The 24,987-nt window shown below is 62.9% G+C and carries 23 protein-coding genes and 1 riboswitch; of the genes, 17 read left to right on the plus strand and 6 right to left on the minus strand.

Annotated features, from left to right (window positions below; translation table 11 throughout):
- Both MNR02_RS18030 and MNR02_RS18035 read right to left on the minus strand, forming a co-directional pair.
- Nucleotides 1–1,590: a 5-oxoprolinase/urea amidolyase family protein gene (locus tag MNR02_RS18030; protein ID WP_241949372.1), complete on the minus strand. Its 1,590-nt coding sequence runs from the start codon at nt 1,588–1,590 to the stop codon at nt 1–3.
- Between the two features lie 49 nt (nt 1,591–1,639).
- Nucleotides 1,640–2,407: a LamB/YcsF family protein gene (locus MNR02_RS18035; protein WP_241949373.1), complete on the minus strand. Its 768-nt coding sequence runs from the start codon at nt 2,405–2,407 to the stop codon at nt 1,640–1,642.
- 154 nt (nt 2,408–2,561) lie between these two features.
- Between MNR02_RS18035 and MNR02_RS18040 the strand changes: the two genes are divergently transcribed.
- Complete coding sequence (locus MNR02_RS18040; protein ID WP_241949593.1) at nt 2,562–3,224, plus strand: GntR family transcriptional regulator; 663 nt, start codon at nt 2,562–2,564, stop codon at nt 3,222–3,224.
- Nucleotides 3,225–3,231: 7 nt separating this feature from the next.
- Here the strand turns inward: MNR02_RS18040 and MNR02_RS18045 are convergent, their stop codons facing one another.
- Nucleotides 3,232–4,239: a D-alanyl-D-alanine carboxypeptidase family protein gene (locus tag MNR02_RS18045; RefSeq protein ID WP_241949374.1), complete on the minus strand. Its 1,008-nt coding sequence runs from the start codon at nt 4,237–4,239 to the stop codon at nt 3,232–3,234.
- Nucleotides 4,240–4,450: 211 nt separating this feature from the next.
- Nucleotides 4,451–4,679, plus strand: a riboswitch (cobalamin riboswitch).
- Between the two features lie 159 nt (nt 4,680–4,838).
- On the opposite strand from MNR02_RS18045, the gene MNR02_RS18050 reads away from it, so the two are divergent.
- The 9 genes from MNR02_RS18050 to MNR02_RS18090 all read left to right on the plus strand — a co-directional run bounded on the left by MNR02_RS18050 (nt 4,839) and on the right by MNR02_RS18090 (nt 15,021).
- A complete protein-coding gene (locus MNR02_RS18050) occupies nt 4,839–5,855 on the plus strand; it encodes an ABC transporter substrate-binding protein (protein WP_241949375.1) in 1,017 nt (338 codons plus the stop codon).
- On the plus strand, nt 5,852–6,892 hold the full coding sequence (locus MNR02_RS18055) for an iron ABC transporter permease (RefSeq protein WP_241949376.1): 1,041 nt from the start codon (nt 5,852–5,854) through the stop codon (nt 6,890–6,892). The genes MNR02_RS18050 and MNR02_RS18055 overlap by 4 nt, the downstream gene beginning before the upstream one ends.
- Nucleotides 6,889–7,653 carry an ABC transporter ATP-binding protein gene (locus MNR02_RS18060; protein WP_241949377.1) on the plus strand — a complete coding sequence of 255 codons (765 nt, stop codon included), beginning with the start codon at nt 6,889–6,891 and terminating at the stop codon, nt 7,651–7,653. The genes MNR02_RS18055 and MNR02_RS18060 overlap by 4 nt, the downstream gene beginning before the upstream one ends.
- Before the next feature lie 4 nt (nt 7,654–7,657).
- Nucleotides 7,658–8,431, plus strand: coding sequence for a class I SAM-dependent methyltransferase (locus MNR02_RS18065; protein WP_241949378.1), 774 nt, complete (start codon nt 7,658–7,660; stop codon nt 8,429–8,431).
- Between the two features lie 109 nt (nt 8,432–8,540).
- Nucleotides 8,541–10,949 (plus strand): glucan 1,4-alpha-glucosidase, encoded by a 2,409-nt coding sequence (locus tag MNR02_RS18070; protein WP_241949537.1) that lies wholly within the window; start codon nt 8,541–8,543, stop codon nt 10,947–10,949.
- Nucleotides 10,950–10,994: 45 nt separating this feature from the next.
- On the plus strand, nt 10,995–12,002 hold the full coding sequence (gene gnd / locus MNR02_RS18075) for a phosphogluconate dehydrogenase (NAD(+)-dependent, decarboxylating) (protein WP_241949379.1): 1,008 nt from the start codon (nt 10,995–10,997) through the stop codon (nt 12,000–12,002).
- A gap of 22 nt (nt 12,003–12,024) precedes the next feature.
- The gene (zwf, locus tag MNR02_RS18080) at nt 12,025–13,440 is read left to right on the plus strand and encodes a glucose-6-phosphate dehydrogenase (protein ID WP_241949380.1); all 1,416 of its coding nucleotides are present in this window, start codon (nt 12,025–12,027) and stop codon (nt 13,438–13,440) included.
- The gene (locus MNR02_RS18085) at nt 13,421–14,122 is read left to right on the plus strand and encodes an ROK family protein (protein ID WP_241949381.1); all 702 of its coding nucleotides are present in this window, start codon (nt 13,421–13,423) and stop codon (nt 14,120–14,122) included. The genes zwf and MNR02_RS18085 overlap by 20 nt, the downstream gene beginning before the upstream one ends.
- 137 nt (nt 14,123–14,259) lie before the next feature.
- Complete coding sequence (locus tag MNR02_RS18090; protein ID WP_241601337.1) at nt 14,260–15,021, plus strand: DeoR/GlpR family DNA-binding transcription regulator; 762 nt, start codon at nt 14,260–14,262, stop codon at nt 15,019–15,021.
- Nucleotides 15,022–15,037: 16 nt separating this feature from the next.
- Here MNR02_RS18090 and MNR02_RS18095 read toward each other — a convergent pair whose 3' ends face one another.
- Nucleotides 15,038–15,907, minus strand: coding sequence for a LysR family transcriptional regulator (locus MNR02_RS18095; RefSeq protein ID WP_241949382.1), 870 nt, complete (start codon nt 15,905–15,907; stop codon nt 15,038–15,040).
- A 93-nt stretch (nt 15,908–16,000) separates the two neighbouring features.
- On the opposite strand from MNR02_RS18095, the gene MNR02_RS18100 reads away from it, so the two are divergent.
- The gene (locus MNR02_RS18100) at nt 16,001–16,990 is read left to right on the plus strand and encodes a bile acid:sodium symporter family protein (protein WP_241949383.1); all 990 of its coding nucleotides are present in this window, start codon (nt 16,001–16,003) and stop codon (nt 16,988–16,990) included.
- Between the two features lie 139 nt (nt 16,991–17,129).
- Here MNR02_RS18100 and MNR02_RS18105 read toward each other — a convergent pair whose 3' ends face one another.
- Together MNR02_RS18105 and MNR02_RS18110 are read right to left on the minus strand one after the other, a co-directional pair.
- Nucleotides 17,130–17,381 carry a hypothetical protein gene (locus MNR02_RS18105; RefSeq protein ID WP_241949384.1) on the minus strand — a complete coding sequence of 84 codons (252 nt, stop codon included), beginning with the start codon at nt 17,379–17,381 and terminating at the stop codon, nt 17,130–17,132.
- Nucleotides 17,382–17,574: 193 nt separating this feature from the next.
- Nucleotides 17,575–18,531: a LysR family transcriptional regulator gene (locus MNR02_RS18110; protein WP_241601341.1), complete on the minus strand. Its 957-nt coding sequence runs from the start codon at nt 18,529–18,531 to the stop codon at nt 17,575–17,577.
- Between the two features lie 128 nt (nt 18,532–18,659).
- On the opposite strand from MNR02_RS18110, the gene MNR02_RS18115 reads away from it, so the two are divergent.
- From MNR02_RS18115 to MNR02_RS18140, 6 genes are all read left to right on the plus strand, one after another.
- Complete coding sequence (locus MNR02_RS18115; protein WP_241949385.1) at nt 18,660–20,060, plus strand: amidase; 1,401 nt, start codon at nt 18,660–18,662, stop codon at nt 20,058–20,060.
- A gap of 123 nt (nt 20,061–20,183) precedes the next feature.
- Nucleotides 20,184–21,410, plus strand: coding sequence for an ABC transporter substrate-binding protein (locus MNR02_RS18120; RefSeq protein WP_241949386.1), 1,227 nt, complete (start codon nt 20,184–20,186; stop codon nt 21,408–21,410).
- A 74-nt stretch (nt 21,411–21,484) separates the two neighbouring features.
- Nucleotides 21,485–22,285: an ABC transporter ATP-binding protein gene (locus MNR02_RS18125; protein ID WP_241949387.1), complete on the plus strand. Its 801-nt coding sequence runs from the start codon at nt 21,485–21,487 to the stop codon at nt 22,283–22,285.
- Entirely contained in the window at nt 22,282–23,007 is a 726-nt protein-coding gene (locus MNR02_RS18130) for an ABC transporter ATP-binding protein (RefSeq protein WP_241949388.1), read from the plus strand. Before MNR02_RS18125 ends, MNR02_RS18130 begins: the two co-directional genes overlap by 4 nt.
- Nucleotides 23,008–23,012: 5 nt before the next feature.
- Entirely contained in the window at nt 23,013–23,900 is an 888-nt protein-coding gene (locus MNR02_RS18135) for a branched-chain amino acid ABC transporter permease (protein WP_241949389.1), read from the plus strand.
- Between the two features lie 9 nt (nt 23,901–23,909).
- Complete coding sequence (locus tag MNR02_RS18140; protein WP_241949390.1) at nt 23,910–24,980, plus strand: branched-chain amino acid ABC transporter permease; 1,071 nt, start codon at nt 23,910–23,912, stop codon at nt 24,978–24,980.
- Nucleotides 24,981–24,987: the final 7 nt, after the last annotated feature.

Genomic DNA, 24,987 nt, shown 5'->3' on the forward strand with positions numbered 1-24,987 from the left:
CTATCGGGTCGCGGCAATGTCAGCGAAAGGGCCGAGCGGGCGGAAACGGATCCTCGCACCGACGGGAACCTGACCCGCCAGATCGAGATGGTATTCGGCGACAGCCCCGATCACCGGATAACCGCCGGTCAGCGGATGGTCTGCCAGGAAAAGTACCGGCTGCCCGCTATGCGGAACCTGGATCGCCCCGGTCGCCGTACCCTCACTCGGTAACTCGGCACTGTCCTTGCGTTCCAACGGCACATCGCCGGCCAGGCGGATACCGATGCGGTTGGATTGCGGGGTCACCTGCCAGAGTTGGTTCGTCAGCGTTTCCAGTCCCTTTTCGGTGAACCAGTCGGTGCGCGGGCCGAGCACGACATCAAGCGTCACCACGTCAGCGGCGCCGGGAAGATCGAAGGCGGCGGCCTCGTTGAGCCCAACGCTCGAAAGCCCCAACACCTCTTGCTTCAGCGCGAGCGCGGCGCCCGAGACGACGGGTGGGGGACCGACGATGGCGAGCGTATCGGTCGCGGCGCTACCCAGCACTGGCGCGACCTCGAACCCGCCCCTGACGGCGAGATAGGTGCGCATGCCCCTTCTGGGGTGACCGATGGTCACGACATCGCCGGGCTCCAGGGCGATCGGCGCATAGGTCCCATATTCCTGACTTGTCCCAGCATTGTCGCGTACGTTTGCCACTACGGATGCGCCGGCAAGCGCGATCACGGTGCGCGCATTGCAGGCGAAACTGAAGCCACCGACTGTGATTTCCAGCGCTGGCGTGTTCACCGGATTGCCGACGACGCGATTGACGGCGTTGAAGGCCGAACGGTCCAGCGCGCCGGAGGCGGATACGCCCTGTCCCGTCTGGCCGAAGCGGCCGAGATCCTGGAAGACCGCCGGGATCGGCGCAGCCAGCACGCTGAACTGAGGTCCATCGGTGTTGACGACCGGCGCGGGGCGCGGGATCGACTTGGGAACGTCGATGGTTTTGCCCGCGTCGATGTCGCGGAACCGCACCCGGTATCCGGGCTGCAAGAGGGCGCCCGGCTCGCGATCGATATCCCACATCCTGACGGGCGTCGTGCCGATGATCTGCCAGCCGCCGGGGCTCTCCTGCGGATAGACGCCGCTGAAAGCGCCGGCAATGGCCACCGAACCGGCAGGAACGCGGGTGCGCGGGCTCTTGCGGCGCGGCACATGCAGTGCCGGATCGCCGCCGACCAGATAGCCGAAGCCCGGCGCGAAGCCGCAGAAGGCTACGGTGAATGTGCTGTCCGTGTGCCGGCGGATGACCTCCGCGACGCTGAGGCCGGTCAGCTCCGCGACATCCGAGAGGTCTTCGCCATCATAGCGCACGGGGATCTCGACGAGATGCCGGGAGGGTTCGATGCGTGCCGACAGATCGCGTCGTCCGACCTGTATGGCGATCGTTGCCGGAGAGATTGCTTCGGGCCGGAAACGGATCATCAGCGTACGGGCGGCCGGCACCATCTCCTCGATGCCGTCGATAGGCTCAGCCTGCAACGCGGCGAAGAGCGCGAGTGTCTCGTCGAGATCGGCAAGTGCGACAAGGACCGTGGTCAGGCTGACGGGGAGAACGCGCATCGGAGCCTCGCGAGGCGATGTTTCAGGGCATTGCCGGCAGAGACGAGCTTCAGGCCGCTTCAGCAAAGGAACGAATGACGATACCTTCCGCCTCGAAACGACGCCGGATTGCGCGGGCAATGGCAACGGCGCCAGGGCTGTCGCCGTGCACGCAGATCGACTGCGCCTCGACACGGATCGTGCTGCCGTCGATGGCCTGGAGTGTCCCACCGCGGGCAAGCTGCACCATTCGGTTTGCAATGACGGTCTCATCATGCAGAACGGAGCCGGCTTCACGACGCGAGACCAGTTCGCCCTTCGGCGTGTATGCCCGGTCGGCAAAGGCCTCGGCAACGACGGCAAGGCCCGCGCGTCGGGCGAGATCAAGGATCGGGGCATTGGCGAGCCCCATTAGGATGAGAGAGCGATCGACAGCAAGAATGCCATCGATCACCGCCTGCCCCTGCCCCGCGTCGTAGGCAATGCGATTGTAAAGCGCTCCGTGGGGTTTCACGTAGCAGACCGTCGTTCCCGCCGCCGCCGCGATGCCCTTCAGCGCGCCGATCTGGTAGATGACGTCGGCGGTCAGATCTTCCGTGGTGATATCGAGATCGCGCCGACCGAATCCGACGCGATCCGGGTAGGAAACATGTGCGCCGACCACCACGCCATTCGCGGCTGCGGCCTTTACGGTGCGATAGATCCCGGCCGGGTCGCCCGCATGGAATCCGCAGGCGATGTTGGCGGAGGAAACGACGGCAAGCATCGATGCATCATCGCCCATCCGCCAGGCGCCATAGCCTTCACCGAGATCGCTATTGAGATCCATCACCGTCATGGTCTTCTCCTTCACATGTTAAACGAGAGTACATGAATGAACAAAAATATCAATATTGTTCAACAATCATTCCTGAGGAATCGGCTATATGCTAGAGTGCCGGGAATTCCTGCAAGCAGACAACCGTTTGGACATGATGGTGAAACAAAACGCTATGACGGACGACGCACAGGGCCTGCCGCTTGCCGACCGCCTGGCGCGACGCATCCGCGCGCTGCTGATCGCGGGCGAACTTTCGCCCGGACAGCGCCTGTCCGAAGCTGCGTTCAGCGAGCGCTTCAACGTGTCGCGCAATTCGTTGCGTGAGGCGTTTCGCCTGCTGACCAAGGATGGGCTTGTGCGCCACGAGGCCAATCGCGGCGTATTTGTCGCAGTCCCGACAATGGCCTCCGTCATCGACATTTACCGCGTGCGGCGCTTGCTGGAATGTGCCGCCCTGCGCCAGGCTTGGCACCAGCATGCGGCCATCCGCACCATGCGCGACGCGGTCGCCGCAGGACGCGAGCGGCGCGATGCCGGCGACTGGCTCGGCGTCGGCAGCGCCAACATGACGTTCCACACCGCTATCATCGATCTCGCCGACAGCACGCGCATCAGTGAATTCTACGAGCGCATATCAGCGGAATTGCGTCTCTGCTTCGGGCTGCTGAAAGACCCGGAGCACCTACACGCGCCGTTCGTGGACATGAACGGCGAGATCGTGACGCTGCTTGAACAGAACAAGCGCGAAGAGGCCGCGGCGCAGCTCGACGCCTATCTCAACCTGGCGGAGCGGACGATGCTGAAGACGCTGGAACGCGCCTCCGAGCCCTCATGATGCCGGACTAGGACGGCCGGCGGGCCGGTATCGGTACATCCACGGCCGTATCGTCCGCCCATGTGCTGATAGTGTGGACCTCGCCTTTCGTTTCGCCCTGCAGATAGCTTTCGTGGCCGGGAAGCCCCATCGGGTAGAGCGCGTCGCGGCTCGTCTCATAGGCCGCGCTCTGATCGGTGCAGAGACGCACGCGCATATCCTCTGGGGCGACATCCTTTCGGTTCGCCAGGTCGTCCACGCGTCCGGCACCGCCGGAAAGCTGCCCCTCAAAGGCCTGCGTCATGTATTGCGCGGAGCGTTCGTTGCGTTCACGCTCCGTCGTCGCGCCGAGAATGACCACCATCACACGCTTGCCGTTGCGCGAGGCGAGCCCGACGATATTGCGGCCGGATGCGCACAGGAAGCCCGTCTTCATGCCCGTCGTGCCCGGATAGCGGGTCAGCAGCAGATTGTTGGACTTGATCTCCTTGCCGTCGATGGTGACCGACGACGCCAGGAAGAAGCGCCGAAATTCGGGAAACTGCCGGTCGACTTCCATGCCGAGGATCGCGAGGTCGCGTGCGGTCGTATAGTTGCTCTTGTCAAACAGGCCGTTCGGATTGGCGAAATGCGTGCCGGTCATCCCCAGACGCGCTGCGGTGTCATTCATGCGCTTGACGAAGGCGGCTTCGTTGGGCGCGACCGTTTCGGCGACCGCGACCGCCACGTCGTTGGCCGATGCGGTGATCATCGCGAAAAGGGCGTCCTCCAGCGTCATTGCGCGACCGAAGGTCAGCCCTGATTCAAGGAACGCCTGCTTGGTTGCGTTGCGCGTCATCGTCACCGGTGTCGTCAGCGCCACCTCGCCCGCTCTCAGTGCTTCGAACGTCACGAAAGCCGACATCAGCTTGGTCGTCGACGCGGGATACCACGGCACGCCGGCATCCTCTTGATACAGCACCTGATGGCTGTCGGGATCGACGACGAGAACTGGCGTGGCATTGGCGACACTCGCCATGAAAAGGGACGCAGCCAATACCAGACATTTCCACGGTCGCCCGACCATCGTGCTTTCCACCATGTATCCGTCTCCAGAAATCAAGCTATTCTAATGGCATGGCACGCCCTTGAAGGGCAAGACGCCGATGCGACGCAGGCTTGCGCACCCTGCGGAGCCGTCCACACTGCATATATAAACGTCGTTTTGGACGAACAGGCGGCAGCGCCTTGACGCGGATCGGGACGCATCATAAGGGGAATGCGACGGTTCCCGGAGGACGACTCCGAAGGGATTAATAGGGAACACGGTGCGGACGACCCAATAGGGACCAAAACCGTGGCTGCCCCCGCAACTGTAAGCGGATTGCCGACCATCCCCGGGCCTTGAAGGCCATGCCACTGCGAGACATCGCGGGAAGGCAGATGAGCGACAGATATCCGTGAGCCAGGAGACCTGCCGTCGAACACGATCCAATCAGCCGGGCGGGGATGCCTGGAAAGGAGCAGATATGTCTGACCTGAACCTTTGCCGTTCGACGGCATCCATCCGCCTCGATTGGGCTTTCCGCGCGAACTGACACTTATGTCGCCCGCTGCACCTGCGCAGCGCTCGCCCTCTTCGGAATTGAGGTTTCCATGCGCCAGATCATTGCCACCATTACATTCGCAGTCGGCCTGACCGGCCTTGCCGGCACCGGCTTCGCTGCCACGCGGTATCCGCTGACCATCAGCAATTGTGGCCAGCAGGTCACCTTCTCCAAGGCTCCCGAAAAGATCGTCTCGATCGGCCAGGGCATGACCGAAGTGCTGTTCTCCCTTGGGCTTGCTGACAAGATTGCGGGCACCGCCGTATGGGTCGGCCCTGTTCTTCCCGCCTATGCCGAGGCCAACGGCAAGATCAAGCGACTTGCCGACAACGATCCGAGCTTTGAAGCCGTCGTCGGCGAGGAGCCCGATCTCGTCGCGGCCGAGTTCGAATGGCATGTCGGCGTACAGGGCGCGGTCGGCAAGCGCGAGCAATTCGCCGATCTCGGCATCAATACCTATGTCGCGCCGGCCGACTGCGTCGCCAAGATCAATGAAGATGGCGGCGACGGCGTGCGCAAGGAACTGTTCACGATGGACCTGATCTATCAGGAAATCGCCGAACTCGCTGAAATCTTCGACATCAAGGAGCGCGGCGACGCCCTCATCGCCGACCTGAAGAAGCGCGAGGCGGATGCCGTCGCATCGATTGCGGGTGCCGCCGGCAAGAACCTTCCCGTCGTGTTCTGGTTCTCCAGCAAAGAGGTGAACGGCGACGCCTTTATCGCCGGCAAGAACAGCGCGCCTGCCTATATCCTCAAGACGATCGGCGCCAAGAACGTCGTCGCCACCGAAGAGGAATGGCCGCTGGTGGGCTGGGAGACCATTTCCCAGGCAAACCCCGCCGTCATCGTGCTCGCAACGATGGAACGCCGCCGCTACGCAGCCGACGACCCGCAGACGAAGATCGACTTTCTTGAGAACGACCCTGTAACCAAGGAACTCGACGCGGTAAAGAACAGGCACTTCGTGATGATGGATGCCCAGTCGATGAACCCGACGATCCGCACGATCGACGGCATCGAGACGCTGGCGGCCGGCATCAAGTCCTTCGGCCTGTCGCAGTGAGAGCTGCCGCATCCCGACAGCATCGGTGGTGGGCGCTTGTGGCGCTCACCATTGCCGCAGTCATCCTGCTCGCGATCATGATCAGCTTCGCCGTCGCCATCGGCGAGATCGCCATTCCCGTTTCCACGACGGCCAAAGCAGTGTCGAACCGGATCTTCGGCACATCCTTCGAACTCAACCGCATCCACCAGGGCATCGTGTGGGACTACCGGCTCAGCCGCGCGCTGGTTGCCGCAAGCGCCGGCGCATCGCTTGCCCTCTGCGGCGTCGTGCTCCAGGCCATGTTGCGCAATCCGCTTGCAGAACCCTATGTGCTCGGTATCTCGGCAGGCGCCTCGACGGGCGCTGTGTGCGTCATGATCCTTGGCCTCGGCTACGGCGCGCTGACGCTCTCGGGCGGCGCTTTCATCGGCGCGATCGTCGCCTTTCTGCTCGTTGGCGTCCTGGCCGCCGGCGCCGGCCGGTCGAGCGAACGCATCATCCTGTGCGGCGTCGCCGGCTCGCAGCTCTTCAACGCGCTCACATCCTATATCGTTACAACATCCGCCAATGCCGAACAGGCGCGCGGCGTGCTGTTCTGGCTGCTCGGCTCGATGAGCGGCGTGCGCTGGCCCGACGTCTATCTCTCCGTGCCGGTCGCCATCGCCGGATATCTCGCCTGCCTGTTCCATGCCCGTGCGCTCGACGCCTTCGCCTTTGGCACGGATGCAGCCGCCGCACTCGGCATCGCCGTGCGGCGCGTTCAGGTCGTGCTGTTCGGCATCACCGCGCTGATGACTGCGGCCGTCGTCAGCATGGTCGGATCGATCGGCTTCGTCGGGCTCGTCATTCCCCATGCCGCGCGCTTCATCGTCGGCCCTTCGCACCATAGGCTCCTGCCGGCGACAGCACTGGGCGGGGCAATGTTCATGGTTTTCGCCGACATCGTCTCGCGCATCATCATCCCGCAGCAAATCCTGCCCATCGGCGTCGTTACCGCGCTGTTCGGCGCTCCTGCTTTTGCCATCATTCTCTTTCGTGCCCGGAGAAGCGTGTGAGTATCGCCGTCGAAAACGTCGCCTATACTGCCGGCAAGACCATCGTGGTCGATGGCATCACGCTGGCGGTGGAGCAGGGCAAGGTGCTCGGCCTTCTGGGGCCGAACGGTTCGGGGAAGTCCAGCCTGCTCCGGCTGATCTGCCGCCTGCGCAAGGTCGATAGCGGCATCATACGCCTTGCCGAACAGGACATCGCCGCCGTTCCGCGTGCAAGCCTCGCGCGTCGCGTCGCCTTCGTGGAACAGCAGGCGACGACCGATACCCAGTTGACGGTGCGTGATGTCGTCGAACTCGGGCGGACACCGCATCGTGGCGTCCTGTCGCCCTGGGGCATGGATGACGATATCGCCGTCAACGACGCGCTGGCACGGGTGGACATGGCCCATAGGGCGGACCAGTTCTGGCATACACTTTCGGGCGGCGAGCGTCAGCGGGTGCACATCGCGCGGGCACTGGCGCAGACGCCGAGCGAACTTCTGCTCGACGAGCCGACAAACCACCTCGACATCCAGCACCAGCTGGAGATCCTGTCGCTCGTCACCCGGCTCGGCGTCACGTCGATCATCGCCCTGCACGATCTCAATCTCGCGGCGATGTTCTGCGACAGTCTCGCCGTCCTGCAGAACGGCAAGGTCGTGGCCGCCGGCGCCCCGCAGGATGTGCTGACCGAGGACCTTATTGCCCGCGTGTTCGGCGTGCGGGCGCACATCGAGCGCTCCGCCGTCCATGGTCGCTACAACATCCAGTACGCAATGGGCTGAACGGATGGACGGCCGAAACTTCAATCTCAAGGAAGAAATCCGCGAATACTGGTCGAAACGGTCGCAGACGTTCGACCTCGCCTTCGGTCACAGAATTCCCGCCGGGCCCGAGGCCGATGCCTGGCAGCGGCCGATCCGGGAACTGCTCGGCGAGGAGCCGAAACGCGTTCTCGAGCTTGCCTGCGGCACCGGCGAGGTGACGCGCCTGATCCACGACCTCGGCCACGAAGTCACGGCTCTCGACTTTTCCGAGGCCATGCTGTCGGTCGCGCGCGCCAAGCATGCGGGCAAGAGCGGACTTCGCTTCCTGCTGGCGGATGCCGAAAACACCCTTGAACCGGATCAGTCCTACGACGCCATCATCTGCCGGCACCTCGTCTGGACGCTGACACGGCCGGAAGAAACCTTCCGCGAATGGTTCCGCATCCTGCGTCCAGGCGGATGCCTGCTCGTCTTCGACGGCGACTGGGCAACACCGAAATTCTCCGGACGCGTGGCCGGTCTGCTCATCTCGCTCATCGACCGCATCATCGGACCCGACACCAATTATGACGGCGCCATGAGCGAGCGCCATGCGGCGATCATGAACGCCCTGCCCTTCGGCGCCGGACTGCGGCCCGCCTTGATCGAGCCCTTGCTCGCATCCGCGGGCTTCCGCGATATCGCCCTGCATTCGCACGGACCGATCGCGCGGGCACAGCGCCGTAACGCCAGCCTGCGCAACCAGCTTCGAACCTTCGTATATCGCCGCTTCATTCTGACCTGCCGCCGTCCCTGAGCGCGACCGAATGGCACACCGTCCGTCGTACGGCGGCCTCTGGCGAAGCGATTGCAATACCCTACATTAGGGATAGCATCGGCCGCCTCGCGTGGAGCAGAACTTGGACATAGCCGCCAGCCAGAATCCCGCCCCCGGTGCGCCGGGAATTGATGCCCGATGGACCTCCAGCGCCAAGAGTGGAGTGGGAACGGCGCTGACCGCGGCCTCGCGCACCTGGTTTACCATCAGCCACGGCATTCTGAACGAGGTCTACCATCCGCGCCTCGATCACGCCTGCACGCGCGATCTCGGCCTGGTGGTCACGCGCGACGACGGTTATTTCTCGGAAGAGAAGCGCCACGCGAGACATGATGTTGCCTGGTTTGCGGACGGCGTTCCCGCCTTCCACCTCATCAACACGGCGCTCGACGGCGCCTACCGGATCGAGAAGCGCATTCTCACCGATCCGTTGCGGCCGACGGTCCTGCAGAATGTTCGGTTCACCCCGCTTTCCGGCGGGGCAGCGGATTATCACGTCTACGCCCTGCTTGCTCCCCATCTCGTGAATGCGGGGATGGGCAATTCCGCATGGATCGGCGATTACAAGGGCGTGACGATGCTCTTTGCCAGCGGCCGGGGACAGTTCCTGGCGCTCGCCTCATCCCTGCCCTGGCGCGAGGCGTCTGCCGGCTATGTCGGCACCTCGGACGGCTGGCGCGCCCTGTCTGCCTCGGGCAGGCTCGACGCCCAATATGCAAGTGCGTCGAATGGCAACGTCGCGCTGACAGGCGAAATCGGCTTCACCGCAACGCAAGACCTCGCCCTTCTTGCGCTCTCCTTCGGGCCGAGTGCGGATGAAGCGGGTTACAACGCCCTTGCCAGCCTCAATGCCGGTTTCGACGCCGCTGCGCGCAGCTACGTGGCCGGATGGCGCGACTGGCAGAAGGATCTTCTTCCGCTCGATCAGCCCGGTCATAAAGGCCCCAACCTCTACCGCACCAGCACGGCGGTGCTCGGCACGCACCGCTCCTCCAGCTTTCCCGGGCCCGCCATCGCCAGCCTCTCCATTCCCTGGGGTTTCGACAAGGGCGACGATGATCTCGGCGGCTATCATCTCGTCTGGCCGCGCGATCTCGTCGAAACGGCCGGCGGTTTTCTTGCCGTCGGCCTCGTCGACGATGCACTGGAAATCCTCGCCTATCTGCGCACCATTCAGGAGGCCGACGGGCACTGGCCGCAGAATGTCTGGCTCGACGGCACAGCCTACTGGAGCGGCATCCAGATGGACGAATGCGGCTTTCCGCTGCTGCTGGCTGATGCGCTGCACCGCACGGGCGCGCTTTCGCGCGAGATGCTCCTGTCCTACCTGCCCATGGTGGAGCGCGCGACCGCCTATCTCTTGAAGAATGGTCCCGTCACCGGCGAGGACCGCTGGGAGGAGGACAGCGGCTACTCCCCCTTCACGCTTGCCGTGGAGATCGCGGCCATGCTTGCTGCCGCAGATGTTCTCGACGCCTGCGACAGGCCACAGGCTGCGCGCTTCGCGCGCGAGACCGCCGATTGCTGGAACGACCAGATCGAGAAATGGACCTATGCGAGCGGAACGGATACATGCGCCGCGCTCGGCGTGTCCGGCTACTATGTGCGCATCGCTCCGAGCGATCTTTCCGGCGCGGCCTCTCCCCGGGATGGCTTCGTTCCCATCAAGAACCGACCGCCCGGCGATGCCGACCGGCGGCCGGACCTGATCGTCAGCCCGGATGCGCTGGCGCTGGTGCGCTTCGGCCTGCGTGCACCCGACGATCCCCGCATCATCGATACGCTCAAGGTCATCGACGCGTCTCTGCGTGCCGACCTCCCACAGGGTCCGGTCTGGTACCGCTACACCGACGACGGCTATGGAGAACATCCCAATGGTGACCCCTTCGATGGAACGGGCCAGGGGCGGCCCTGGCCGCTGCTGACGGGCGAGCGCGCGCATTACGAACTCGCCGCCGGCCGCCCACAGGTCGCCTTGGATTTTCTCGGCACCTTTGCCGCCTCCGCCGGGCCGGGCGGATTACTGCCCGAGCAGGTCTGGGACGGCGCCGACATGCCGGAACGGGAACTGCTGCGGGGCTGCCCTTCCGGCAGCGCCATGCCGCTCGTCTGGGCGCATGCGGAATATGTCAAGCTGCTGCGATCGCTGCGCGACGGACATGTCTTCGACATGCCGCCACAGGGGCCGGCGCGCTATATCAAGAGCAGGACCACCGCGCCGTTCCGCTCATGGCGTTTCAACAACAAGATCCGCACACTCGCCGAAGGCAAGATGCTGCGCCTCGAGCTTCTGGCTGCCGCGACCGTTCGCTGGAGTGCCGACGCCTGGGTGACCGCCGAGGAAAGCGCCACGTGCGAGAATGCCTTCGGCATCCATGTCGTCGACATTCCGGTTTCGCATCTCGTCATCGGCCAGGGTGTCGAGTTCACGTTTTTCTGGCTTGACGCGCAACGCTGGGAAGGGCGCAATTTCGGCGTGATCGTCGCGCCGGAGTGACGGCTCGACCCCGCCAGACCACTATCTCAAACGAAGGACGTAGCAATGCAGATCGGCATGATGGGATTGGGGCGCATGGGCGCCAACATGGTACGGCGCCTTATGAAGGACGGCCATGACTGCGTGGTCTACGATATCAACCCCGAGGCCGTCGCGGTGCTCGTCGCGGAGGGTGCGACTGGCGCGTCCTCGCTAGAGGATCTCGTCGCGCGGCTTGCAAAACCCGCCTGCCTCTGGCTGATGCTGCCCGCCGCCATCACCGGCAAGATCGCAAACGAAGTCGCTGCAGAAATGCAGCCGGGTGACATCATCATCGACGGCGGCAATTCGCATTATCAGGATGCTGTCGATCTCGCCGCGGAGCTTTCCGGGCGTGGCATCAACTTCGTCGATGTCGGCACCAGTGGCGGCGTCTGGGGGCTGGAGCGCGGCTATTGCCTCATGATCGGCGGCCCCGACGCTGCAGTGCGACACCTCGATCCAATCTTCGCCACGCTTGCGCCCGGGGCTGACAAGGATACGGCGCCGTCCCTCGAACAGGGCACGGCCCCGTTCGGCTACCTCCATTGCGGCCCAAGCGGCGCAGGGCACTTCGTCAAGATGGTGCACAACGGCATCGAATACGGGGTGATGGCGGCTTATGCGGAGGGGCTGAACATCCTCAAGGCCGCGAATGCCGGCAACCGGCCGCGCACCACCGATGCCGAGACGAGCCCGCTCAAAAACCCGGAATACTATCGCTTCGATATCGACCTTGCTGCCGTCACAGAAGTTTGGCGGCATGGCAGCGTCATCGGCTCCTGGCTTCTCGACCTGACGGCCGGCGTCCTCAAGAACGACCAGACGCTTGGGGGCTATGGCGGGCGCGTCTCGGATTCCGGCGAAGGACGGTGGACGCTCAAGGCGGCGATCGACACCGGCGTGCCCGCGCCTGTTCTCTCTTCGGCCCTCTTCGACCGCTTCAGCTCGCAGGGTGAATCAGCTTTCGCAGACAAGCTATTGTCGGCAATGCGCTTTGCCTTTGGCGGCCATGTCGAGAAGAAGGCGGATTGATACCCGTTCGAAGGAGACCACGATGACGAACGATCGTTCGGATGCTCTCGTATTGTTCGGCGCAACGGGGGACCTCGCGCACAAGAAAATCTTCCCGGCGCTCTACCGCATGGTGGCGCGCGGCGCGCTTCACGAGCCGGTTATCGGCATCGCCTATGACGACTGGCCGCGTGAAAAACTGATCGAACGGGCGCGCGACGGCATCACGAGAGCCCTTGGCACGATAGACGAGGCCGTTTTTGCCAACTTTGCCAGCCTGCTGAACTATGCCAGCGGCGACTATCGCGTGCCCGGGACTTTCGACACATTGAAGCGCGCGCTCGGCAGTGCCCGCAATCCATTGTTTTATCTTGCTGTACCACCGAGCATGTTCGCGCCGGTGGTGGAAGGCTTGCAGCACTCGAACCTTGCGAAAGGCGGGCGACTGATGGTGGAAAAGCCGTTCGGGCGCGACCTGGCCTCTGCCCGGCAGCTCAACGCCATCCTGCACACGGCCTTTGCGGAGAAATCCATCTTTCGCATCGATCATTACCTCGGCAAGGAGGCGATCCAGAACCTGCTTTACTTCCGCTTCGCCAATTCCTTCCTCGAGCCGATCTGGAACCGCGATCATGTGGAAAGCGTCGAGATCACCATGGCCGAGGATTTCGGCGTGGAAGGCCGTGGCAAGTTCTACGACGAGGTCGGATGCCTTCGAGACGTGATCCAGAACCACCTGCTCAATGTCCTGCTGCTGCTCGCGATGGAGCCGCCGGCCGGTCGCGCAGTCGATGACCTGATCGACGAAAAGGTGCAGGTGCTGAAGGCCGTGCGCACACTCAAGCCTTCCGATGTGGTCCGGGGACAGTTCAAGGGCTACCTCGACGAGCCCGGCGTGCACCCGCTCTCGTCCGTGGAAACCTTTGCAGCGGTGCGTTTCCACGTAGATACATGGCGCTGGAAGGATGTTCCCTTCCACATTCGTGCCGGCAAGAACCTTCCGGTCCACATGACCGAGGTTGTGGTGCGGCTGAAACGGCCCCCCATCGATGTCTTCGACACCATCCGCCGTGACGATGCCAACTATCTACGTTTCCGCATCTCGCCGCAGGTCGCGGTGGCACTTGGTGCACGGCGCAAGGCGGCCGGCGACGCAATGGCTGGTGAGCCTGTCGAACTTCTGGCGGTCGATGACGATACGGGCGACATGACGCCCTACGAGCGGCTGATTGGCGACGCCATGAACGGCAATGCCCAACTGTTCACGCGTCAGGATGCGAGCGAGATCGCTTGGCGCATCGTGGAACGTGCTCTCGAAGACCCGTCACCGCTCCACGTTTACGATCCCGGCTCGTGGGGTCCGCCTCAGGCCACGCAGGGATTTGGGCCGCCCGGTGGCTGGTACGCAGCCCCTGCGCAGGACAATCAGGAGAGCGGGCATGACGACGCAAGAGGATGACGCCTCATCGACCGACAAGGTCGTTCTATCGATCGATGTGGGCGGCTCGCATGTGAAAATCATGACGAGCACGCATGTCGAGGAGCGACGGGTGGAATCCGGTCCAAGCATGTCTGCGGCGCGGATGGCCGACGCAGTCCGCGACCTTGCCAGGGGCTGGTCGTATGACGTTATCTCCATCGGCTATCCTGGCCCCGTCAGGGAAAACAAGCCGATAAGGGACCCCGCCCATCTCGGGAGCGGCTGGGTCGGCTACGATTTCGCGGATCATTTCGGAAAGCCGGTTAAGGTGGTCAACGACGCCCTCATGCAGGCCATCGGCAGCTATGAGGGCGGGCGGATGCTCTTCCTCGGTCTCGGCACGGGTCTGGGCACCGCAATGATCCTCGACAATGTCTGTCATTCCCTGGAAGTTGGCCACCTGCCCTTTCGAAAAGGCCGGAGCTTCGAGGATTATGTCGGCGAGCCCGCCCTTGAAAAACGGGGAAAGAAGAAATGGCGCAAGGCCGTCGCCGCGGTCACGGACTGCCTGAATGCGGCCCTGCTGCCCGACTACATCGTCATCGGCGGCGGCAATGTCGCACACCTCACCGACCTGCCTGTCAACAGCGTACGCGGCGACAACACACGCGCCTTTGCCGGCGGCTTCAGGATATGGAAGGACGCATCGCTTCGCCTGTAAGGCGCGGTCCCATCGTCACGGTCGATGCCTTGTCATTGATGTGGCATTTTCTGCTTTTTTGACCGATCATGCGGCTTTTCTTGTCAGCGCCCATCGAACGGATTAAGGAAGCAGAAAGCCTTGTGGACATGACTGACATGAACCCTTCCAAACGCCACAGCGATATCCTCCGCCTCCTCCAGCAGGACGGCACGGTGACGATTGCCGAACTCGCGAGCAAACTTGGCGTTTCGCTCGAAACCGTGCGCCGGGATATCAAGCCTCTGACGTCGAACGGCAGTGTGGTGAAGATGCACGGCGCCGTGGCGCTGCCCTCCATTGTCGGGGAGGCGCCCTTCGAGAAGCGCATGCGCGAAAACAGCGAAGCGAAAAAGGCGATCGCGGCCGCCCTGGCCCTGACCATTCGCGACGGCGATTCCGTCATGCTGGATACGGGCACCACCACGAGCTATCTCGCACGCGAGCTGCTCGGGCACCGGCGCCTGACGGTGGTGACGAACTCCTCCGACATCGCCCGCACGCTTTCCACGGTCAACGACAACCGCGTCTATATGGCCGGCGGCGAGCTGCGCAGCGACAATGGCGCCGCGTTCGGCGTGTCAGCGATCGATTTCGTCAGCAATTTCACTGTAAGCCACGCCGTCATCACGACAGGCGCGGTTGACGCTTCAATCGGTATCATGGACTACGATCTGGAGGAGGCGGAATTCGCGCGAACGGTTATCTCCCGCGGAAAGCGTGCGATCGTCGTCACCGACCACAGCAAATTCGGACGGCAAGGCCTTGTCAGGGTTTGTGCATTCAACGCACTGACCGACCTCTTCACGGACAAGGCCCCACCCCGCGATATCGGCTCAGCCCTGAAAACTGCCGGCGTCAGTCTGACCCTGGCGGGTTAGGCGTCCGACGAAAACCTCAGCCCACGCTCCCGACCGGAACGAAACCCTTGCCGAACCTCTCGCGCACCCGACGAGAAAAGGCACAAACGGTTGCACGGTCGGCGGATGCCGATGTCACCAGCACGAATTCAACGTCTTCGAGAGCCGGCAGATGGGGCGGCGCGATTTCGCGCAGACCGGCCGGCGCAAGGCTGCGGGGCTGCACCAGCACGCCCATGCCGGCGCGGGCCGCCGCCGTCAGGCCGCTGAGGCTGGGGCACGAGCAGATGATGCGCCATGCCGTACTACTTTGCTCAAGCGCTTCCATGAGCAGCATGCGCGTCAGGCTCGGCGGCGGGAAAACGATCAGCGGCAGGACGGGTTTCGCCAGCACGGCGGCGGGATCGCTTGCCAGCCAGATCAAGGGCTCGCGCAAAACGCTGTCGCCCCGCCTGTCGCCAATCCTGCGTTTGGCCATGACGAGATCCAGCTCGCCGCGATCCTGCATTTCTCCGAGCGTCCTGGAAAGCGCGACGGAAAGCTGAAGGTCGACGGAGGGATAGTCCGCGATGAAATCCTCCAGAAGGCCCGGCAGTTGCCCGCTCACAAGGTCCTCGGAGACACCGAGCCGGAAAGCTCCCCGCGGCGTCTCCGTCTCGAATTGCGCGACCGCCTGGCGCTCGAGGGCCAAAAGCTGCCGGGCATGCGGCAGCAGAGCTTCGCCGTCCAGCGTCAGTCGCACAGTGTGCGTGTCGCGGTGGATGAGCCGTCGCCGCAGATCGCGCTCCAGACGCTGCACATGCTGGCTGACCGTTGACTGACCGAGCTGCAGGCGTTCGGCGGCTAGGGTAAAGCTTTTTACCTGCGACACCGTGAGGAAACTGCGCAACTGCACGAGATCAAGCACATCACGATCCTTGATAACTGTTATTTCTTGCATCTCGATTCAGGATATCCATGATCGCGCGATAGTCGAGACTTGATCGATCTGGATACACACGTGAAGAACCTTCTCCCTGATACCTTCACCCTTCTCCTCCTGGCAGCTGTTGGCCTGGCCTCAATCCTGCCGATTTCCGGCGAACCGGCGGATTGGTTCGGCATCGCCACGATGCTGGCGATCGCCGGCCTGTTCTTCCTGCATGGCGCGCGTCTTTCCACCGATGTGGTTATTGCGGGCTTCCTGCACTGGCGGCTGCAACTGTTCATCCTGGTCACGACCTTCGTTGTCTTCCCGCTGCTCGGACTGGCGCTCGGCATGCTTTCGCCATGGCTTATTCCCCAACCGCTCTATCTCGGCCTGCTCTTCCTCTGTGTGCTTCCGTCCACGGTGCAGTCGTCGATTGCGTTTACCTCGATTGCCGGCGGGAACGTGCCGGCAGCGATCTGCGCAGCATCGACCTCAAACATTCTCGGCATCTTCCTAACCCCGGTGCTGGTCGCCATGCTGTTTTCCGCCGGCGGCCATGTCGGGGTTTCTTTCGACATGGTGTGGAAGATCATGCTGCAGCTCTTCCTGCCCTTCGTGGCCGGCCAGCTACTGCAGCCATTCATCGGCAACTGGGTACGCGCCCGCAAGGCGCTGCTCACCCCATTCGACCGCGGCTCCATCCTGATGGTCGTCTATCTCGCGTTCTCAGAGGCGGTGACGCAGGGCGTCTGGCACCAGCTGGACGGAAAAGATCTGGCACTGCTTGTCCTGATCGACACTCTCCTGCTGACGACGGTGCTTTTGATCACCAGTTTGGGCGGAAAGCTGTTCGGCTTCAACCGTGAGGACCGCATCACCGCGCTGTTCTGCGGTTCGAAGAAAAGCCTGGCGAGCGGTGTGCCCATGGCCGGCGTCATCTTCGCCGGCCAGTCGGTCGGGGCCATCGTCCTGCCTCTGATGCTGTTCCACCAGATCCAGCTCATGGTCTGTGCCTGGCTGGCGCGGATCTACGCTCAGAAGAAGGCAACGACCGCACCGGACCCCGCGCCCGCATCATGACGGCGACAGCAGCATCGTTGATTTCACCGAAGATGCGGAGTCATGAGCAAACGCGGTCCGTCACGGCGTTCGGTAATCTCCTTCCTGGAGATTGAACGATACGACGCTACCGACGGGAACCCCGTTGGAGGGACGCAGCCTAGGAAAACATAGTCGGAGGCTGGTTCGGAAACTCGGCTGAGAATTTCAGTTTAAACAACATATTCCCTGCCTCATCTGTGACGGCCATCATCCATTCGTTGCCCAGCCACAGGTTCATATTCTCATCTGTGAGCATTTCACCGGCACCGCGAAGCGCCTCGAATCGAGCTTGATTTTCATTGGCAAGAAAAAGGCCGTCAACGTCGATCGCTGCGCGCCCATCCAGTACGTGGAAGAAATATCTAGGCATAGCTTGCACTCCTTGCGGCGGGAGCGCGGTATAACTCTCTGTCTCAGCGTGCCAGGGGATAGCTGATGATGCGTTATTGTACGCCTATTGTGCTCCAGAGGAAATGGTCAGTTTGTGACGGCGTTTGGCAATCTCCTTTCCAGAAGGCGAACCATACGACGCTATCGAGATGCCCTCCCTTATGGGACGCAGCCTAATTGAAAATCAGGGATGAATGCCGCTCTTCGACGCAGACGGAAAATCCGGCGGGGCCGACCTCACGGAAAAACCGGCGGATGATTTCGATGAACAGCCGCACGAACAGTGGCTTGGCGTTGCCATAGAGGTCCAGCACGATAACCGACGGCGGCGGAAGCTCGTCGAGGATCGGCCGACGCACGATTCCCTGCCCATCCGACGTCGCCCGGCCGATGGGTCGCATGTTGAGGATCGACATGCCGAATCCCGACGCGACTGCGGAACGGACCGTCTCGTAGGAGCGGGTGTGAAAGCGCACATCGGGTCTTTTTGCGAGGATATCGAACAGCGTCAGCAGGTAGGTCGCCGTCTGCGGCATGTCCAGCAACACGAACGGGCGCGTTGCGATTTCCGACAGCCACACGGCATCCCGGGCGGCAAGCGGGTCATCGACATGCAGGACCGCATGCGCCGGAACCTTGCAAATCTTCGTCATCGCCCCCGTCGTGATCGAACCGATATCGTAGAGAACGGCCAGATCGATCAATCCCTCGCCCAGCCAGGTTTGCAACTGCACCTGGTCGCCCTCCAGAAGGTCGATTTCCACGTCGGCGACGTTGTCGATGTACATGCGCAGCATTTCCGGCATGAACAGCGCGCCGAACGGCTCGAAACACCCGATGCGCAGCACCTTTGGCACGCGGTCGGCAAGGTCGCCGATCGCCCTGTCGAACTCCGTGGCAGCGGATAGCATAATGCGGGCCGCGCTGATGAAGCGCTCGCCGGCGGGCGTCACCTGCACCCCGCGCGCAGGGCGCCGCTCGAAGATGCGCGCACCCATCTCCCCCTCGGCAAGCGTGATGGCCGCGAGAATGGACGATTGCGAGATGTGCAAAGCCTTCGATGCAGCCTGTACGCTACCCAGGTTCGCCACTTCGCAGACGTAACGAAGCTGCCGGATTGTAAGGTTCATCGCACGCACGCTCCACAGAATGTATGAAGTTATGCGAAAGAATACATTTTGTGAGTGCGAAAGAAAGGTCCATTCTGCCCGCAACAAATCAACCTGCCGAAGATGCAGGGAACAAGGGGAACGACAGAATGCCTTTACAGAACCCGCTCGAAGGGGCGGCGGAGCTATGCCGTCTTGATGCGGACGCGCTGACCGCAGCCTATCGCAACGGCACGCTTTCGCCCGTCGAAGTCGCCATGGCCGCGATGGAGCGCGCAGAAGAGGTGAACGCAGAGCTCAACGCTTTCACGTTCATTGACCGGGAGGGCGCGCTTGCGGCAGCGGGTGCCTCCGAGAAGCGCTGGGCTCAAGGAGCGCCCCTTTCGGAGGTCGATGGCATCCCGACCACCCTCAAGGATATCGTATGGGTCGACGGCTGGAGTGTGCGCTATGGCAGCGCCACCACGCCGGCACGCCCTTACAACGAAGACGCGCCATCCGTGGCCCGCCTTCGTAACGCCGGTGCGGTCTTTGTCGCGCAAACCACCACTCCGGAATTCGGCTGGAAAGCCGTCACCGACAGTGCCCTTTTTGGCGTGACCCGCAATCCCTGGAACAGGCAGAAAACCCCGGGCGGCTCATCGGGCGGCGCAGCCGTGGCCGCAGCGGTCGGTGCGGGCGTCTTTCATCTCGGCACCGATGGTGGCGGCTCGATCCGTATTCCGGCATCGTTCACCGGGATCGTCGGCCACAAGCCGACATTCGGCCGAGTGCCGGCTCATCCGGCAAGCGCTTTCGGCACCGTCGCCCATGTCGGGCCCATGGCGCGAACCGCGCGTGATGCGGCGGCTATGCTCCGGGCAATGTCCGGCAGAGACATCAGGGATTGGGCGCAGGGTGCCGGCGTGCTGGCGAGCCTCGATCATCCCGCGAAGGTTGATCTTGCCGGCAAGCGCATAGGATACTGGTCGAAACCCGCGAGCGGCAAACTCGATCTCGACATTGCTGCGATCGTTGACGCCGCCGTCGCAAGACTGTCTTCGGCGGGCGCCCGCGTGGAACCGATCACGCTCCCGGCAGAGGGTCTGCTCGACCTCTTCCATCATCACTGGTTCACCGGGGCGGCTGCGCGCCTGTCCGTCATTCCTGAAGCCCAACGCGCGTCGATCGACCCGGGCTTTCTGGAAATCGCTCGCGCCGGCGCTGCCTACAGTTCGACGGAGCTTGTGCTCGCGCAGGTGCGGCGCGGCGATTATGGCGCAGCGATGGATCGTCTGCTTGCCGAATACGATTTCGTTGTTTCGCCTGGCACGGCGCTGCCGGCCTTCGATGCAGGTCTTGAGATACCTACGGGAAGCGCCTTTGAACGCTGGACGGAATGGGCGGGCTTCAGCTTTCCCATCAACCTCAGCCAGCAGCCCGCCTGCGTCATACCCTGCGGCTTCACGCCGGACGGCCTGCCGGTCGGTTTCCAGATCATAGGAGCGCGAGGCGCAGATGCCAGCGTTCTTTCCGCCGCTGCCGGCCTGGAGGTGATCTTCTCCAGATAAGCATCGATACGCGCATGACGAACACAACCAAATATAAAAGGGGTAACCGTTATGATGAATAGACGTGCAATGCTTCAGGGCGCCTTGGGCGCCGGCGCCGCCGGTGGGATGCTTCTTGCCGACATGAACAGATCCGCCAAGGCGCAGGACACCTCCCCGATCGCAGTGGGCTCTGCGCTGCCGATGTCCGGCATCGCGGCGGCGGATGGCATCGAGTTCAAGAACGGCCTCGACCTCGCCGCCGAGGAAATCAACGCCGCGGGCGGCATTCTGGGCCGGCCCGTCGAGATCCATATCGAGGACACCAAGGAAATGGGTGCGGACCTCGTGTCCCAGTCCATGCAGCGGCTGGTCGATCGCTACAATACCCCGGTGATCATCAACGGCTATAACCTCGGCACCAACATGATCGAAATGGACGTCGCGGCCGACAACGACGTTATCATGATGCATTACAACACGCTCATCTCGCACAATGAGAAGTTCAAGACCGACCCTGAGCGGTATTACGGATCGTTTCAAGGCGATCCGCCTGAGTTCTGGTATGGCCCGGGTTGCCTGAACTTCCTGAAGTCGCTTTCTGACGCCGGCACGTGGAAAGCGCCGAACAAGAAAATCGCGATCATTCCCTCGGCAAACGAGTATTCGATCGTCATCGCCAACGCGATCCGCGATCAGGCTAAGGATTACGGTTTCGAGGTAAGCCTGTTCGAAACCGTGCCGTTCCCGACGAACCAGTGGGGGCCGACACTGGCGAAACTGCGCCAGGACCCGCCGGCAGCCATCATCGTGACGCACTTCCTGCCCCAGGATCTTGCCCAGTTCATGGTGCAGTTCCTCACGCAGCCCACTAACAGCCTCGTCTACATGCAGTACGGCCCCTCACTTCCCGCCTTCCGCGAGATCGGCGGCGAGAATATCAACGGCGTCATCTATTCCACGGTCGTCGGCTGCCTGCCGGATGACTTCTCGAAGCCGTTCCGCGAGTCCTATCGCGCCAAGTTCGGCCCCAACTCGGCCTATATCACGGGATCGCAGACCTATGACGGGCTGTGGATGTGGGCGATTGCCGCTGCCATCGCCGGCGGTGCAGGCGAGCCTTTCAACAAGGAGCAGGTGAGCAAGGTCGCCGCCGTCATGCGACGCAACGTCTATCGCGGCGTCAACGGAACCTACCGGGCCGATCCTGCCGGCCAATCGGCCTATTGCTACCCGACACAGACCGCCGATCCTTCGCTGGGCATGCCGCATCAGTTCCTGCAGCATCAGGACTATAAGACCGACCCCAAGCTCATCGCGCCGGCGCTCTACGCCACCGATACATTCCTCCTGCCGCCCTGGATCAAATAGGCTCTGGCAACGCAGCCCTGAACGGGGTGTCGGCCGCCGCAGCGGCCGATACCGATGGCGAGAGGAGCGGATTGATGGAAAACAGCGGGACAGTCTTGCTGGAATGCGAAGATGTCGTGAAGCGCTACGGCTCGCTTGCGGCGGTCGACGGCATGTCGTTGACGGTAAACCGCGGCGAGATCGTCGGCATCGGCGGCCCGAACGGCGCGGGCAAGACGACCTTCTTCGACGTGGTGACAGGCGTGACGCCCGCCACCGAGGGACGGATGGTGTTCGATGGCCATGACATTTCAAGGCTTGGCGCCGACAGCATATGCCAGCACGGCATTGCACGCACATTCCAGCTCAACGCCGCCTTCGAAAGCCTGACGGTGCGCGAAAACATCGATGTCGCCGCCTATTTCGGGAGAAGCCGGAGGGCGATCCCGGGCCTGAAGCTCGGCCAGGATGTGCGCGAACAGACGGAAGAGGCACTGGCCTTCGTCGGCCTGTCGGACAAGGCGGACGCCACGGTGGCGCAACTTCCCGTGCTCGACCGCAAGCTGCTGATGATCGCCGGCGCGATCGCGACACGGCCGAAACTGCTTTTCCTGGACGAGCCTGTCGGCGGGCTCAATTCCAGCGAGATCGATCACATCATCGGTCTGGTCGAACGGCTCAAAGCAAACGGGATGACCGTCGTTCTCATCGAACATGTCATGCGTTTCCTGCTGGCGCTCTCCAGTCGCGTCATCATCATGCACCACGGCAAGAAGATCTTCGAAGGCCCACCGCAAGCGGTGGCTGAAGATCCGGTCGTGGTGGACTCCTATCTTGGAGAGGGCACACGCAAGCGGCTTGCGACGTATTTTTCCCAAGAGGAGGTGCAGCCGTGAGCGCTTCCGCAGAACCGCCCGTCCTCAGCCTTTCCAATGTGGTTTCGGGCTACAAGGGACTTCAGGTCCTCAAGGGCATATCCTTCGACATTGCGGCCGGCGACTTCGTGACCGTCGTCGGCCCCAACGGCCACGGCAAGTCGACCCTGCTGAAAACCATTTCCGGCCTCGTAGCGCTGACGTCTGGCGCGATCCGCATCAACGGAGAGCCGGCCCCGGCCAAGCCGCACACCATCGCCGGGCTCGGCGTGGCCCACGTTCCGCAGGGCGACATGCTGTTTCCGGAAATGAGCGTTCTGGAAAACCTGCTCATGGGCGCTTATCTCGCGCCCTCGAAAGCCGAAGTCGAGCGACGGCTCGACGAGGTCTACACGCTCCTGCCCAAACTTTCCGATCGGCGGGACCAGCTCGCATCCTCCCTCTCGGGGGGCGAGCGACGGATGGTCGGCATCGGTCGCGGGCTCATGATGGGCGGGCAGATCCTGCTGATCGACGAACCGTCACTGGGGCTCGCGCCGCTGATCATCGAGCAAATATACGGCGTCATAGCGGAACTCTCCAGAAGCGGCCGGACCATCCTGCTCGTCGAGGAAAATCCGGCCCGTGTCGCCGACCTCGCCGATCATCTTCATCTGCTGGACGACGGTGTGATCGTGTGGTCGGGCCCGCCGGCCGAACTGCTCGCCCGCGACGAGCTCCTTGCAACCTATCTCGGAGGCTGACGATCATGTTCGACATCCTGACCGCCATCCTCATCGCCGGCCTGACGACAGGCGCGCTCTATGCGCTCGCAACCGTCGGCCTCTCCCTCGTCTGGGGCTCCATGGGCATGCTCAACATGGCGCATGCCGCCATGTTGACGCTCGGCGGCTACTCGGCCTTCACGCTCTGCACCGTGCTTGGCCTCCCGGTCATCGTCGGCTTCGCAGGCGCTATCGTGATCGGCGCCGTCGCGGGTGGGTTGCTCTACGTACTGATCGTGCGCAACCTGTTGAAGACCGACAAGGCGACGTTCGAAGCCAATGTGATGATCGCGACCGTCGGCATCGGTATCGCACTCGAAAACGCCATCCTTCTGACCTATGGCGGCCAGCCGTTGAAGCAGCCGATCTCGGCGACCGGATCATTCGTCCTCGGACCGGTCAGCCTGCCCTTTCAGAACATGCTCATCGTGCTGGTCGTCATCGCGCTGATGGCTGTGATAGCACTGCTGCTCGGCAAGACGCGCATGGGCCGCGCCATCCGCGCCACGGCGCAAAACCGCGAGGCGGCCCAACTGATGGGGGTCGCGGTCAACTCGGTCTACTTCCAGGTGCTCGTCCTGTCGGGCGCCATCGCCGGCATCTGTGGCGTGATGGTCAGCTCCATGACCCAGCTTTCGCCGCCTCTCGGCAACGATCCCATGTTGAAGGCCTTCATCATGTGCGTGGTCGCAGGCCTCGGCAACCTTCCGGGCGCGGTGGCGGCCGCCTTCGGCCTCGCCCTGCTGGAAGCCTTCGTCCAGTACGTTGCCGGCGCGCGCTGGGGGTTCCCCACCCTGCTCTTCGTGGTCATCGCTGTCCTGATATGGCGGCCCGCCGGCCTCTTTGGCCGTGTCCAAATCCGTCGCATGTGAGGTGGCGCCATGAACAAGACTTCCAGCTCCAAGGGCATGTCCATCAACGCCCGTATCGACCTCCTCGTCAGCCTGCTGCTGATCGCCGCCGCAATCGCGCTCCCCTTCATGATCGACAGCCGATACGTGATGGGTCAGATCGTGCTGGCGCTGTTCTACGCCACCATTGCCTCGCAGTGGAACCTGCTGTTCGGCTTTGCCGGCGTCTTCTCCCTTGCACAGATGGCAATGTTTGCCTTCGGCGGCTATGCGACCGCGATGATCTGCTTCTACTTTGGCTGGAATGTCTGGGCGGCTTTGCTCCCGGGCGCGCTTTCAGCCGTCGTCTTCTCGCTGATCGTCGGCCTCGCCTGCCTTCGCCTCACGGGGGTGTACGTCGCGCTGCTCACCCTCGCCATCGCCCAGACAATGTATCTGCTGATCGTCACGGATACCGAATGCTTCACCATGGTGGGCTCCATCTGCCGGCAGTTTACCGGAGGCGCGGTGGGCTTCGCCCGCTTCGGTGATCTCGGCACGCGCGCGCTCCTCAAGGGCCAGTGGCTTGCCGGCAACTATGCCATTATAGCAACGCTCTTCGCGGTCACGATGCTCGTCACCTACATCATCGTCAAAAGCCCGATAGGCCTCGCGTTTCGCGCCCTCAAGGACAATCCGGGCTATGCGGTGGCCCGCGGCGTCAACCGGTTTCAGGCCCAGCTTCTGGTGTTCGGCATATCGGCCTTCTTCACCGGTCTTGCCGGCGGTTTCTATGCCGCGCATTTCCAAGCCATCGGGCCCGGCATCCTGTCGATGTCGCAGCTGATGTTCATCATCGCCATCACCGTCGTCGGTGGCGTCGGAACCTTCTGGGGGCCGCTCGTGGGCACCATCGTGCTGGTGGCGGCTGACGAACTGATGCGTGAAGCCGGCGAATTTCGCACGCTCGGGCTTGGGCTCATCATCGCGCTGTCGATCCTGCTTATGCCGAAGGGCCTCGTCGGGCGGCTCGGCGATCTCTTGTCTTGGCTGCGCCACCGCAACCGCGCCGCCGCATCTGCCATCACGTTTCAGGAAAAGCCGGCAACCACCGGGAAGTGAGGAGTTT

The organism is Shinella sp. H4-D48 (assembly GCF_022637395.1).
GTDB classification, from domain to species: domain Bacteria; phylum Pseudomonadota; class Alphaproteobacteria; order Rhizobiales; family Rhizobiaceae; genus Shinella; species Shinella sedimenti.

What these genes read in the sequence shown, in the direction of transcription:
- MNR02_RS18030 (WP_241949372.1), bottom strand. Translation starts at nt 1,590, where the DNA reads ATGCGCGTTCTCCCCGTCAGCCTGACCACGGTCCTTGTCGCACTTGCC.
- MNR02_RS18035 (WP_241949373.1), bottom strand. Translation starts at nt 2,407, where the DNA reads ATGACGGTGATGGATCTCAATAGCGATCTCGGTGAAGGCTATGGCGCC.
- MNR02_RS18040 (WP_241949593.1), top strand. Translation starts at nt 2,562, where the DNA reads ATGACGGACGACGCACAGGGCCTGCCGCTTGCCGACCGCCTGGCGCGA.
- MNR02_RS18050 (WP_241949375.1), top strand. Translation starts at nt 4,839, where the DNA reads ATGCGCCAGATCATTGCCACCATTACATTCGCAGTCGGCCTGACCGGC.
- MNR02_RS18065 (WP_241949378.1), top strand. Translation starts at nt 7,658, where the DNA reads ATGGACGGCCGAAACTTCAATCTCAAGGAAGAAATCCGCGAATACTGG.
- gnd (WP_241949379.1), top strand. Translation starts at nt 10,995, where the DNA reads ATGCAGATCGGCATGATGGGATTGGGGCGCATGGGCGCCAACATGGTA.
- zwf (WP_241949380.1), top strand. Translation starts at nt 12,025, where the DNA reads ATGACGAACGATCGTTCGGATGCTCTCGTATTGTTCGGCGCAACGGGG.
- MNR02_RS18085 (WP_241949381.1), top strand. Translation starts at nt 13,421, where the DNA reads ATGACGACGCAAGAGGATGACGCCTCATCGACCGACAAGGTCGTTCTA.
- MNR02_RS18090 (WP_241601337.1), top strand. Translation starts at nt 14,260, where the DNA reads ATGAACCCTTCCAAACGCCACAGCGATATCCTCCGCCTCCTCCAGCAG.
- MNR02_RS18105 (WP_241949384.1), bottom strand. Translation starts at nt 17,381, where the DNA reads ATGCCTAGATATTTCTTCCACGTACTGGATGGGCGCGCAGCGATCGAC.
- MNR02_RS18110 (WP_241601341.1), bottom strand. Translation starts at nt 18,531, where the DNA reads ATGAACCTTACAATCCGGCAGCTTCGTTACGTCTGCGAAGTGGCGAAC.
- MNR02_RS18115 (WP_241949385.1), top strand. Translation starts at nt 18,660, where the DNA reads ATGCCTTTACAGAACCCGCTCGAAGGGGCGGCGGAGCTATGCCGTCTT.
- MNR02_RS18120 (WP_241949386.1), top strand. Translation starts at nt 20,184, where the DNA reads ATGAACAGATCCGCCAAGGCGCAGGACACCTCCCCGATCGCAGTGGGC.
- MNR02_RS18125 (WP_241949387.1), top strand. Translation starts at nt 21,485, where the DNA reads ATGGAAAACAGCGGGACAGTCTTGCTGGAATGCGAAGATGTCGTGAAG.
- MNR02_RS18135 (WP_241949389.1), top strand. Translation starts at nt 23,013, where the DNA reads ATGTTCGACATCCTGACCGCCATCCTCATCGCCGGCCTGACGACAGGC.
- MNR02_RS18140 (WP_241949390.1), top strand. Translation starts at nt 23,910, where the DNA reads ATGAACAAGACTTCCAGCTCCAAGGGCATGTCCATCAACGCCCGTATC.